10 protein-coding genes are annotated in these 11,674 nt (G+C 62.4%); 8 read left to right on the top strand and 2 right to left on the bottom strand.

Annotation, left to right across the window (positions count from 1 at the left end):
* Window positions 1-280: 280 nt before the first annotated feature.
* Together ACRESH_RS23580 and ACRESH_RS23575 are read left to right on the top strand one after the other, a co-directional pair.
* Window positions 281-2,317 (top strand): FAD-dependent oxidoreductase, encoded by a 2,037-nt coding sequence (locus ACRESH_RS23580; protein WP_431744238.1) that lies wholly within the window; start codon window positions 281-283, stop codon window positions 2,315-2,317.
* Between the two features lie 72 nt (window positions 2,318-2,389).
* Window positions 2,390-3,286 carry a 1-aminocyclopropane-1-carboxylate deaminase/D-cysteine desulfhydrase gene (locus tag ACRESH_RS23575; protein WP_431744237.1) on the top strand — a complete coding sequence of 299 codons (897 nt, stop codon included), beginning with the start codon at window positions 2,390-2,392 and terminating at the stop codon, window positions 3,284-3,286.
* On the opposite strand, the gene ACRESH_RS23570 is transcribed toward ACRESH_RS23575, so the two are convergent.
* Together ACRESH_RS23570 and ACRESH_RS23565 are read right to left on the bottom strand one after the other, a co-directional pair.
* A complete protein-coding gene (locus tag ACRESH_RS23570; protein ID WP_431744236.1) occupies window positions 3,283-3,831 on the bottom strand; it encodes a cytochrome b in 549 nt (182 codons plus the stop codon). The genes ACRESH_RS23575 and ACRESH_RS23570 overlap by 4 nt on opposite strands.
* A gap of 218 nt (window positions 3,832-4,049) precedes the next feature.
* Window positions 4,050-4,994, bottom strand: a complete 945-nt coding sequence (locus ACRESH_RS23565) for a DUF1853 family protein (protein ID WP_431744235.1) — start codon at window positions 4,992-4,994, stop codon at window positions 4,050-4,052.
* A 135-nt stretch (window positions 4,995-5,129) separates the two neighbouring features.
* On the opposite strand from ACRESH_RS23565, the gene ACRESH_RS23560 reads away from it, so the two are divergent.
* Genes ACRESH_RS23560 through pepN form a run of 6 tightly spaced genes read left to right on the top strand, consistent with a single transcriptional unit; the run spans window position 5,130 to window position 11,631 of the window.
* Window positions 5,130-6,020 carry an NAD(+) kinase gene (locus ACRESH_RS23560; protein ID WP_107022970.1) on the top strand — a complete coding sequence of 297 codons (891 nt, stop codon included), beginning with the start codon at window positions 5,130-5,132 and terminating at the stop codon, window positions 6,018-6,020.
* Window positions 6,020-6,991, top strand: coding sequence for a metallophosphoesterase (locus ACRESH_RS23555; RefSeq protein ID WP_431744234.1), 972 nt, complete (start codon window positions 6,020-6,022; stop codon window positions 6,989-6,991). Before ACRESH_RS23560 ends, ACRESH_RS23555 begins: the two co-directional genes overlap by 1 nt.
* Entirely contained in the window at window positions 6,988-7,860 is an 873-nt protein-coding gene (locus ACRESH_RS23550) for a rhomboid family intramembrane serine protease (RefSeq protein ID WP_431744233.1), read from the top strand. The genes ACRESH_RS23555 and ACRESH_RS23550 overlap by 4 nt, the downstream gene beginning before the upstream one ends.
* Before the next feature lie 13 nt (window positions 7,861-7,873).
* Window positions 7,874-8,134, top strand: a complete 261-nt coding sequence (locus ACRESH_RS23545) for a YeaC family protein (protein ID WP_431744232.1) — start codon at window positions 7,874-7,876, stop codon at window positions 8,132-8,134.
* Window positions 8,131-8,961 (top strand): DUF2797 domain-containing protein, encoded by an 831-nt coding sequence (locus ACRESH_RS23540; protein WP_431744231.1) that lies wholly within the window; start codon window positions 8,131-8,133, stop codon window positions 8,959-8,961. Before ACRESH_RS23545 ends, ACRESH_RS23540 begins: the two co-directional genes overlap by 4 nt.
* Before the next feature lie 12 nt (window positions 8,962-8,973).
* On the top strand, window positions 8,974-11,631 hold the full coding sequence (gene pepN / locus ACRESH_RS23535; protein WP_431744230.1) for an aminopeptidase N: 2,658 nt from the start codon (window positions 8,974-8,976) through the stop codon (window positions 11,629-11,631).
* Window positions 11,632-11,674: the final 43 nt, after the last annotated feature.

Below are 11,674 nucleotides of genomic sequence, written 5' to 3'. Positions count from 1 at the left end.
GTTCAGCTCAACTTGTTCGTCGTCACTGAGCACGATGTCTTGAGAGTTCATAGCGGCACTCCATGTCACGGCTGACTATGGAAGAGTAGCTCAAGTAGGAAATTTATTTTTGAGACAGAACACTAGGGTAGACCCGAGTGCACTAGGATCAATAACTTGTCACTTTCGGTCATTGAGCCAAACGGGCTTGCTCTTTAATGTCGGTCACAGATAACCGACGGGCCCCGCCCTCCCTGCGAGGCGCCCGCATCCCGTGATTACGCCTGTTGTGGAGTTCACTATGGCTGCTGCTCAATACCCGCACCTGCTCGCCCCGCTGGACCTGGGCTTCACCACCTTGCGCAACCGCACCCTGATGGGCTCGATGCACACAGGCCTTGAAGAGAAACCCGGTGGCTTCGAGCGCATGGCGGCCTATTTTGCCGAGCGTGCCCGTGGCGGCGTCGGCTTGATGGTCACCGGCGGCATTGGTCCGAACGTGGAGGGCGGGGTGTATTCCGGCGCTGCCAAGCTGAGCACCCCGGAGGAAGCCGAAAAGCACCGTATCGTCACCCAGGCAGTGCATGAGGCCGGTGGCAAGATCTGCATGCAGATCCTTCACGCCGGCCGCTATGCCTACAGCCCCAAGTCGGTGGCGCCAAGCGCCATCCAGGCGCCGATCAACCCGTTCAAGCCGCGTGAGCTGGACGAAGAGGGCATCGAGAAGCAGATCCAGGACTTCGTCACTTGCTCGTTGCTGGCACAAAGCGCCGGGTACGACGGTGTCGAGATCATGGGCTCGGAAGGTTACTTCATCAACCAGTTCCTCGTCGCCCACACCAACCAGCGTACCGACCGCTGGGGTGGCAGCTATGAGAACCGCATGCGCCTGGCAGTGGACATCGTCACTCGCGTGCGTGAGGCGGTCGGCCCGAATTTCATCATCATCTTCCGCCTGTCGATGCTCGACCTGATCGAAGGCGGCAGCAACTGGGAAGAGATCGTGCAGCTGGCCCAGGGGATCGAAAAAGCCGGCGCGACGATCATCAACACCGGTATCGGCTGGCACGAAGCGCGGATCCCGACCATCGCCACCAAGGTGCCACGCGCCGCCTTCAGCAAGGTCACGGCCAAGTTGCGTGGCGCGGTGCAGATCCCGCTGATCACCACCAACCGGATCAACACCCCGGAAGTGGCTGAGCAGATCCTCGCCGAAGGCGACGCCGACATGGTTTCCATGGCGCGGCCGTTCCTTGCCGACCCCGAGTTCGTCAACAAGGCCGCGGCCGGGCGTGGCGACGAGATCAATACCTGCATCGGCTGCAACCAGGCCTGTCTGGACCACACCTTCGGCGGCAAGTTGACCAGCTGCCTGGTCAATCCACGCGCCTGCCATGAAACCGAGCTCAATTACCTGCCGGTCACCCAGGTCAAGCAGATCGCCGTGGTGGGTGCCGGTCCTGCCGGGCTTGCCGCTGCCACCGTGGCTGCCGAACGTGGCCATCAAGTGACCCTGTTCGACTCGGCCAGCGAGATCGGTGGTCAGTTCAACGTGGCCAAGCGCGTGCCAGGCAAAGAGGAGTTCTATGAGACCCTGCGCTACTTCAAGCGCAAGCTGCAGACCAGCGGCGTCGAGTTGTGCCTGAACACTCGCGTCGATGTCGAGCAACTGGCAGCGGGCGGTTATGACGAAATCATCCTGGCCACTGGCATCGCTCCGCGTCTGCCGGCGATTCCGGGGATCGAGCACAGCAAGGTGCTGAGCTATCTGGACGTGTTGCTCGAGCGCAAGCCGGTGGGCCGGAACGTCGCGGTGATCGGTGCGGGCGGCATCGGTTTTGACGTCTCCGAGTACCTGGTACACCAGGGCAAGGCCACCAGTCAGGACCGCGAAGCGTTCTGGAAGGAGTGGGGTATCGATACTGCGCTTGAGGCCCGCGGCGGGGTGGCTGGCATCAAGGCCGAGCCGCATGCACCGGCGCGACAGGTGTTCCTCCTGCAGCGCAAGAAATCCAAGGTCGGTGACGGCCTGGGCAAAACCACAGGCTGGATTCACCGTACGGGCCTGAAGAACAAGCAGGTGCAGATGCTCAACAGCGTCGAATACCTGAGTATTGACGACGCCGGCCTGCATATCCGTATTGCAGAAGGCGAGCCGCAACTGCTGCCAGTCGACAACGTGGTGATCTGTGCCGGGCAGGACCCGCTGCGTGAGCTGTACGATGGCTTGCAAGCGGCCGGGCAGTCGGTTCACCTGATCGGTGGCGCCGATGTGGCCGCTGAGCTGGATGCCAAGCGGGCGATCAACCAGGGTTCGCGCCTGGCCACCGAACTCTGAGTGCTTTGCGCGGCGGGGTGTCTATCCCGCTGCGCTGTTAGACTGCTGCATCCCTGTTGCAGTGATCTGTACATGACCGGTTTTGACGCGCTTCCTGGTGCCCCCCTGCAGCGACTGGAACTGAACTGGCTACGCCCGTTCGGTGTCGAGTTGGCAGTACTGCGCTTGGACCTGATCGACCCGCTAATCAGCGGCAATAAGTGGTTCAAGCTCCTTGAACATCTGCGTCTGGCCAAGCATGCAGGCGCGCCGGGCGTCATCAGCCTGGGCGGCGCTCACTCCAATCACCTGCACGCCCTGGCGGCGGCTGGCAAGCGCTTCGGTTTTGCCACGGTCGGCCTGTTGCGTGGCCATTTTCAAGACACCTCTACCGTACGCGATCTGCAAGACTTCGGCATGCAGCTGCACTGGCTGGGTTATGCCGGCTATCGAGCGCGTCATCAAGCGGATTTCTGGCTGCCCTGGCAGGCGCAATACCCGGGTTGGCACTGTGTGCCCGAAGGTGGTGGTGGCCCTCTGGGCGTCAAAGGCTGCGCCTTGATCGTCGAACAGGCGAGGGCGCAATTGACGCGTCTGGGTTGGCCGGACTATGACGGTTGGTGGCTGGCGGCGGGAACCGGTACGACTTTGGCGGGGCTGGTGTTGGCTGAAGACGGCATGCATCAGGTACACGGCGCTTTGGCTGTACCGCTGGACCATGGTGTGCCTGCTCAGGTCCAAGCCTGGGCCGGGGGCAGTGGATACCGTTTGTACGAAGCCAGTCGCGGAGGTTTCGCCAAGGTCGATGAGGCACTGTTGGCGTTTATCGATGCGTGCGAGGCCGAGTCCGGCGTGCCGCTGGAGCCGCTTTACACCGGTAAGGCCCTGTTGGCGCTACGCGAGCAGGTTGAAACCGGTGCTTTTACCCCCGGTACCCGCTTGATTTTCCTGCACAGCGGCGGCCTGCAGGGCCGCCGCGGTTTTGCCTAGTTGTTGCGCGGCAACATGCGCACCAGGGTGTTATCGCGCTGCACATAGTGATGGTAGAGCCCGGCCAGGGCATGCAGGCCGATCAGCCAGTAACCCCAGCTGCCGATGCGTTCGTGCCAGCCCTTGATGAACTTGGCCAGGTCCGGATCCGCTGCGGTCAGTGCTGGCAGTTCAAAGCCATAGAAGGGTATCGGTTTGTTTGCCGCGCTGAGAATCAACCAGCCAGCAATCGGCAAGCCGATCATCAACAGGTACAGGGCCAGATGCATCAGGTGCGCAAGGCCGGTTTGCCAGGCGGCAGGAGCCGGGATGATCGGCGGCGTCGGGCGGCTCAGGCGCAGGGCCAGGCGTAGCCAGACCAGCACGAATACTGTCAGGCCGAGCATGAAGTGCAGGTCTTTCATCAGGTTGCGCTCGACACTGTCCTTGGGAAACAGTCCGCGCAGTTCGATCAGGGCATATACCGCCGCCAACAGCACCAGCATCAACCAGTGCAAGGTAATCGACAGGCCGCCATAGCGGGCCTGGGAAGTCTTCAGGGTCATGGTCATTCCTCGTGATCAGGTCTAAGTCTGCACTCTTTCGGCGCAGTGGCATCACTGTAATCGCTGGGCAACTGATTACCTGCTGATTGCAACAAAAAATTGCCAACACCACATTGATCTGTCGCTAGGATTCGCCACTTCGCCCACCTTCGTTCTCAGGGGCTCTGCAGTGCTGCGTTGGCGCTGCCTTTGACCTTGGGGTAGCGGTGGATTCATCGCTACCCCGGCAGCTTCGGCCACACATCGGACACCAGAAACACCCGCTGCGCTTCTTCCCAATCCCCGTCTACACCTTCCACCAAGCGCACCAACAGCTGCGCCGGTGCCAGCGGATCAAGCGCTTGCAGCCAGGCACTCCAGCGCGCTTGGCTCCAAAGCTCCTCAAGTACGCAGCGCGCAGGTGCCAGCCAGGCCTGTCGCGGCAACGGCTGCCAGTATCCATCGAGGCTTTGTTCGGCAAAGGCCGACCAGTCCCGCTGACGCAACCACTGCCCGCGCAAGTGTTGGGGATGGGAGCCTCGGGGCGAGTCGGCATGGCCGGGCCAAGGGTAGAACAGGTAACCAGCAAGCCAGAGTTGGGCGCTGAACTGCTCGATATCCAGCGCTGCCAGGGCTTCGCGGCTTTCTGCCCGGGCGGAAATCGGCAATTGGTGATCGGCCAGGTGCGCAAGCTTACGGTCCAGGCGGTCATGGCAGCCCGGGCCCAGCCAGTGCACCGGGTCCTGGCCATCGCCGCCAGGTGGCCCCAGGTAGAGCTTGATGGCCAGTTCCTGGTGGTGCACGCCTTGCGCATCGCGCAGCAGAATATCCAGCTCGCCCAAGGTGTGGCCAGCGGTGCGGATCGGCAAATTGGCGGCGAGCAGCTCGACCCCTGGCGCCTGCTGCAAGGCAAACTGCCAGAGACGTTCGTAGTACAGACCCAGGCGCCGGGTAGTGGCCTGGGCCAGCCAGTGCTCCAGCGCACTGCTGTCGCGATCCAGGCCATACAGCCATTGCTGCAGTCGTTCGGGATGTGCGACCCAGTCACTGGCGGCCAGCGGATGACGCTGTGGCCAGGGCGTGTCGCGCAGCATCGGTGGTGCGAGGATGACCCAGGCCAGGTCGCGCACCTGGGGCAGGCGCAACTGGCGGGGCAGGTCGATCAGGCCGGGAAAAGGGTTCATCCAGCGAGCATAGCCCTAAGCCCTGGGCCTTGGCGATTTTCTCCGGTGTTTGCCGCTACCCGGCGCTTTCGCCCATAATCGAACTCTTTGGCCAATTGAGCCTTTTTACCCGCTGTAGCATCTAGCAGGAGCCCCATGGAGCAATTTCGCAATATCGGTATCATCGGCCGCCTCGGAAGCTCGCAGGTGCTCGATACTATTCGCCGACTGAAAAAATTCCTGCTGGAACGGCATCTGCACGTCATTCTCGAGGACACGATCGCCGAAGTCCTGCCCGGCCACGGCCTGCAGACCTCTTCGCGCAAGCTGCTGGGCGAGGTTTGCGACCTGGTCATCGTCGTTGGCGGCGACGGCAGCCTGCTCGGCGCCGCCCGTGCCCTGGCCAAGCACAACACACCTGTGCTGGGTATCAACCGTGGCAGCCTGGGCTTTCTCACCGACATCCGTCCTGACGAGCTGGAGGTCAAGGTCGCCGAAGTGCTCGATGGCCACTACCTGGTGGAAAACCGTTTTCTGCTCCAGGCCGAAGTACGCCGCCATGCCGAAGCCATCGGCCAGGGCGATGCGCTCAACGACGTGGTGCTGCACCCGGGCAAATCGACGCGGATGATCGAGTTCGAGATCTACATCGATGGCCAGTTCGTCTGCAGCCAGAAGGCCGACGGCCTGATCGTGGCCACCCCGACGGGCTCGACCGCCTATGCGCTATCGGCGGGTGGACCGATCATGCACCCCAAACTCGACGCCATCGTCATCGTGCCAATGTACCCGCACACCCTGTCCGGGCGACCGATCGTGGTCGATGGCAACAGTGAGCTGAAGATCGTGGTGTCCAAGGACCTGCAGATCTACCCGCAGATTTCCTGTGACGGCCAGAACCACTTCACCTGCGCCCCCGGCGATACCATCACGGTGAACAAGAAGCCGCAGAAGCTGCGCCTGATCCATCCGCTGGACCACAATTACTACGAGGTCTGCCGGACCAAACTCGGTTGGGGCAGCCGCCTGGGTGGTGGAGGCGAGTGATGCTCGATCCAGCCCGTAGTTACGACCTGATTGGTGACGTGCACGGCTGTGCACACACCCTCGAACGCCTGCTCGATGCCCTCGGCTATAAACGCCAGGGCGGCGTCTGGCGCCATGCCCAGCGCCAGGCACTGTTCCTCGGCGATATCATCGACCGCGGCCCGCGGATTCGCGAGGCGCTGCATATCGTCCACGATATGGTCGAGGCCGGCCAAGCCCGCTGCATCATGGGCAATCATGAGTACAACGCCCTGGGCTGGAATACCCCGGCCTTGCCCGACAGTGGCAAGCAGTTCGTGCGCGAGCACACCCCGCGCCACGGCCGCCTGATCTATGAAACCCTGACCCAGTTCGAACAGCATCCGGGCGATTGGCATGATTTTCTCGAATGGTTCTACGAGTTACCGCTGTTTCTTGATGCCGGACGCTTCCGCCTGGTCCACGCCTGCTGGGACCCAGGGCTGATCGAGCCGTTGCGCCAGCAACACCCCGATGGCTGCATCGACGAGCATTTCATCCAGGCCTCGGCGGTGTCCGATAGTTTTGCCGCGATGGTCTGCAACCGCTTGCTGCGCGGCACCGACATGCGCCTGCCGGACGGTCTGACGCTGACCGGTGGCGACGGCCTGACCCGCGCCTTCTTTCGCACCAAGTTCTGGGAAGAAGACCCGCAGACCTACGGCGATATCGTGTTCCAGCCCGATGCCTTGCCCGAGAACGTCGCCAGTACGCCGTTGAGCCACAGCCAGAAGAACGCCTTGCTGCGTTACGGCGAAGACGAACCGATGCTGTTCGTCGGCCATTACTGGCGCAGCGGCAAACCGGCACCGATCCGTTCCAACCTGGCCTGCCTGGACTACAGCGCGGTGCTGTACGGCAAACTGGTCGCTTACCGTCTCGATGATGAAACTCGAATCGACCCGCGCAAGTTCGTCTGGGTCGATGTGGACCGGCCGGAGGCCAACCAATGAGTGCAGTGGTGGTGTTGCGCATGCCTTTGAACGCCGACCTGAGTGGCTTTGTCGGCCTGTTGCGGCGCCTGCAGGTGCCGCATCGGGTCAGCGAGGAGGGCGGCGATCAAGTGCTGTGGGTGGCGGAAAACCTCGCCGAGGATGTCCGCGAGCTGTACCAGCGGTTTCCCGAGGGCGATGCCGACTTCCAGTTGCCCGCCCAGGACGCCCTGGCGCCGCCAGCGCGGCCGGGATTCGCCGAACAGCTGCGGGCCAGCAAGGCCACGGCAGCGGTGTTGTTGCTGTGCCTGATCGTTGCCGGGCTGACTGGCCTTGGCGACAATTTTGCCACCCTGAGCTGGCTGACCTTTCTCGATTTTCGCGTACAGGGTGACTACCTGTACTTCACCCCACTGGCCGCGAGCCTTGCAGACGGCCAATGGTGGCGCCTGTTCACGCCGATGCTGGTGCATTTCGGCATCCTCCACCTGGCCATGAATGCCTTGTGGTATTGGGAACTGGGCCGGCGTATCGAACTGCGCCAGGGGCCCTGGTCGCTGCTCAGCCTGACCCTGCTGTTCAGCCTGGTATCCAACGCCGCGCAATACCTGTTTGGCGGGCCAAGTCTGTTCGGTGGCCTGTCGGGAGTGCTCTACGGCTTGCTTGGGCACGTCTGGCTGTACCAGTGGCTGGCGCCCAACCCGGTCTATCGCATGCCGCGTGGGGTCCTGGTCATGATGCTGGCCTGGCTGTTGCTGTGCCTGTCCGGACTGGTCAGCCTGCTGGGCTTCGGCCAGATCGCCAACGCCGCCCACGTTGGCGGGTTGTTGGTCGGTTGCCTCAGCGGGCTCTTGGGCGGGGCGCTGGCCCGGCGTAAACTGACGGCTTGATTTGGGAGACGCTATGTCCACTTTTGCGCAAATGATCGAGAACATCACCCCGGAAATCTACGAGAGCCTGAAGCTGGCCGTGGAGCTGGGCAAATGGGCGGATGGGCGCAAGCTCACCACCGAGCAGAAAGAACTGTCGCTGCAGGCCGTGATTGCCTGGGAAGTGCAGAACCTGCCTGAAGAGCAGCGTACCGGCTACATGGGCCCGCAAGAGTGCAGCTCGAAGTCGGCGCCGGTAGCGAACATCCTGTTCAAGTCGGATGCGCTCCATTGATCGAACTTGGCCGCGGCTCCATCAGTAAAATGTCGGCGCGTCTCGACGCGTCGGTGGTGCAGTACGCTTTTCGACTGGGCGAGCAGGAAGTACCGGTCAATCCGTTGATCGGCAAGACCCTGCGCCTGGAATACCTCGGTGCCATCCATTGCAGCCATTGTGGGCGCAAGACCAAGACCAGCTTCAGTCAGGGATACTGCTATCCGTGCATGACCAAGCTGGCCCAGTGCGATGTCTGCATCATGGCCCCGGAAAAATGCCATTACGACCAGGGCACCTGCCGCGAACCGGCCTGGGGCGAGCAGTTCTGCATGACCGATCATGTGGTCTACCTGGCCAACTCCTCGGGCATCAAGGTCGGCATCACCCGTGCCAGCCAGTTGCCCACCCGCTGGCTTGACCAGGGCGCCAGCCAGGCGCTGCCGATTGTGCGGGTCGCCACCCGCCAGCAATCGGGGTTGGTCGAAGACCTGTTCCGCAGCCAGGTCGCTGATCGCACCAATTGGCGTGCGCTGCTCAAGGGCGATGCCGAGGCGGTTGACCTGCTGGCCGTGCGCGATCAGTTGTTCGACAGTTGCGCTGAGGGCTTCAGTGCCTTGCAAGCGCGCTTCGGCTTGCAGGCCGTGCAGCGGCTGAACGACGCCGAAGTCCTGGAAATCCGTTACCCGGTCGAGGCCTACCCGAGCAAGATCGTCAGCTTCAACCTGGACAAGAACCCGGTGGCTGAAGGTACGCTGCTGGGGATCAAGGGCCAGTACCTGATCTTCGATACCGGCGTGATCAATATTCGCAAGTACACGGCGTACCAGCTCGCCGTGCATCAGTAAAAGGACCACCACATGCGTACCGAACAGCCGCAAGTGATCTACCTCAAGGACTATCAGGCGCCCGAGTACCTGATCGACGAGACGCACCTGACCTTCGAACTGTTCGAGGACCACAGCCTGGTCCACGCGCAGCTGGTCATGCGCCGCAACCCCGCGCGTGGCGCCGGCTTGCCGCCGCTGGTACTCGATGGCCAGCAGTTGGAACTGCTTAGCGTCGCCCTTGACGACCAGGCCCTGAACGCTGGCGACTACCAGCTCGATGACAGCCACCTGACCGTGCAGCCCAAGGCTGCGACCTTCACTCTCGACACCAGCGTGAAGATCCATCCGGAAAGCAACACCGCGCTGGAAGGCCTGTACAAGTCAGGCAGCATGTTCTGCACCCAGTGCGAGGCCGAGGGTTTCCGCAAGATCACCTACTACCTCGACCGCCCGGATGTGATGAGCAAATTCACCACCACGGTGATCGCCGAGCAGCATCGCTACCCGGTGCTGCTGTCCAACGGCAACCCGATCGGCAGCGGGCCGCAGGACGATGGCCGTCATTGGGCGACCTGGGAAGATCCGTTCATGAAGCCGGCCTACCTGTTTGCCCTGGTGGCCGGTGATTTGTGGTGTGTCGAAGACAAATTCACCCGTCAGTCGGGCCGTGACGTGACCCTGCGCATCTTTGTCGAGCCGGAAAACATCGACAAATGCCAGCACGCCATGAGCAGCCTGAAGAAGTCCATGCGCTGGGACGAAGAGGTCTACGGTCGCGAATACGACCTGGATATCTTCATGATCGTCGCGGTCAACGACTTCAACATGGGCGCCATGGAAAACAAGGGCCTGAACATCTTCAACTCCAGTTGTGTGCTGGCCCGTGCCGAAACCGCGACCGATGCCGCGCACCAGCGGGTCGAGGCAGTGGTTGCCCACGAGTACTTCCACAACTGGTCGGGCAACCGCGTGACCTGCCGCGACTGGTTCCAGCTGTCGCTCAAGGAAGGCTTCACCGTATTCCGCGATTCGCAATTCAGTGCCGACATGAACTCGCGTACGGTCAAGCGCATCGAGGACGTGGCCTACCTGCGCACCCACCAGTTCGCCGAAGATGCCGGCCCCATGGCTCACGCCGTGCGCCCGGACAGCTTCATCGAGATCTCCAACTTCTACACCCTGACCGTTTACGAGAAGGGTTCGGAAGTGGTGCGCATGGTTCGTACCCTGCTGGGCGCCGAAGGTTTCCGCAAAGGCAGTGACCTGTACTTCGAACGCCATGACGGCCAGGCGGTGACCTGCGATGACTTCATCAAGGCCATGGAGGATGCCAACGGCGTCGACCTGACACAGTTCAAGCGCTGGTACAGCCAGGCGGGCACACCACGCCTGGCGGTCAGCGAGGCGTACGACAGCACAGCGCAGACCTACAGCCTGACCTTGCGCCAGAGCTGCCCGGCGACGCCGGACAAAGTCGAGAAGAAGCCGTTCGTGATTCCGCTCGAACTCGGCCTGCTCGACGCCCAGGGCAACGACATCGCCCTGCGTCTGCAAGGTGAAGCGGCTGCTGCCGGCACCTCGCGCGTACTGTCGGTGACCGAGGCCGAGCAGACCTTCACCTTCGTCGATGTTGCCGCCAAGCCTCTGCCGTCGCTGCTGCGCGGGTTCAGTGCGCCGGTGAAGCTGAGCTTCCCCTACGATCGCGATCAGCTGATGTTTCTCATGCAGCATGACAGCGACGGCTTCAACCGCTGGGAAGCCGGCCAGCAGCTGTCGGTACAGGTGCTCCAGGAACTGATCGCCCAGCATCAGCAGGGCAGTGCCCTGGTGCTCGACCAGCGTCTGGTCACTGCACTGGGTACGGTGCTGGCTAACGAGCAGTTGGACCAGACCATGGTCGCCGAGATGCTCTCGCTGCCAAGCGAAGCCTACCTCACCGAAATCAGCGAAGTGGCGGATGTCGATGCTATCCACGCGGCCCGCGAGTTCGCCCGCAAGCAGATCGCCGATCAGTTGTTCGATGCCCTGAATGCGCGCTACCAGGCTAACCGCGGTGTTTCGCGAGGCACCGGGTATGTTGCCGAGGCTGAGCATTTCGCCCGCCGTAGCCTGCAGAACATCGTCCTGTCGTACCTGATGCTCAGTGGCACGCCCGAGGTGCTGACCGCGACCCAGGAGCAGTTCGACGCTTGCGACAACATGACCGAGCGTCTTACCGCGCTGGCCGTGCTGGTCAACTCGCCGTTCGAGGCCGAGCGGGCCAAGGCGCTGGAAGTCTTTGCCGAAAACTTCAAGGACAACCCGCTGGTCATGGACCAATGGTTCAGCGTGCAGGCGGCCAGCACCCTTCCGGGTGGCCTGGCACGGGTCAAGGCGCTGATGCAGCACCCGGCGTTCACGATGAAGAACCCGAACAAGGTGCGCGCCCTGATCGGCGCATTTGCCGGACAGAACCTGGTCAACTTCCATGCGGCCGATGGCTCTGGCTATCGTTTCCTGGCGGACCTGGTGATCGAGCTCAACGCTCTCAACCCGCAGATCGCCTCGCGCCAGTTGGCGCCGTTGACCCGCTGGCGCAAGTACGATGCTGCCCGTCAGGCGCTGATGAAGGCCGAGCTGGAGCGCATTCTGGCGTCCGGGTCGCTGTCCAGCGATGTGTATGAAGTGGTGAGCAAGAGCCTGGCCTGATCTGTGTAGGAGCCGGCCTTGCCGGCGATGGACCGCGCAGCGG

The organism is Pseudomonas sp. (genome assembly GCF_050739775.1).
Lineage (GTDB): Bacteria > Pseudomonadota > Gammaproteobacteria > Pseudomonadales > Pseudomonadaceae > Aquipseudomonas.
The sequence above is the reverse complement of the archived record's forward strand: the minus strand, read 5'-3'. Positions and strand labels throughout refer to the sequence as shown.

Coding starts and splice junctions, on each gene's coding strand:
- ACRESH_RS23560 (WP_107022970.1), top strand. CDS start 5,130: ATGGAGCAATTTCGCAATATCGGTATCATCGGCCGCCTCGGAAGCTCG.
- ACRESH_RS23565 (WP_431744235.1), bottom strand. CDS start 4,994: ATGAACCCTTTTCCCGGCCTGATCGACCTGCCCCGCCAGTTGCGCCTG.
- pepN (WP_431744230.1), top strand. CDS start 8,974: ATGCGTACCGAACAGCCGCAAGTGATCTACCTCAAGGACTATCAGGCG.
- ACRESH_RS23550 (WP_431744233.1), top strand. CDS start 6,988: ATGAGTGCAGTGGTGGTGTTGCGCATGCCTTTGAACGCCGACCTGAGT.
- ACRESH_RS23545 (WP_431744232.1), top strand. CDS start 7,874: ATGTCCACTTTTGCGCAAATGATCGAGAACATCACCCCGGAAATCTAC.
- ACRESH_RS23580 (WP_431744238.1), top strand. CDS start 281: ATGGCTGCTGCTCAATACCCGCACCTGCTCGCCCCGCTGGACCTGGGC.
- ACRESH_RS23555 (WP_431744234.1), top strand. CDS start 6,020: ATGCTCGATCCAGCCCGTAGTTACGACCTGATTGGTGACGTGCACGGC.
- ACRESH_RS23575 (WP_431744237.1), top strand. CDS start 2,390: ATGACCGGTTTTGACGCGCTTCCTGGTGCCCCCCTGCAGCGACTGGAA.
- ACRESH_RS23570 (WP_431744236.1), bottom strand. CDS start 3,831: ATGACCCTGAAGACTTCCCAGGCCCGCTATGGCGGCCTGTCGATTACC.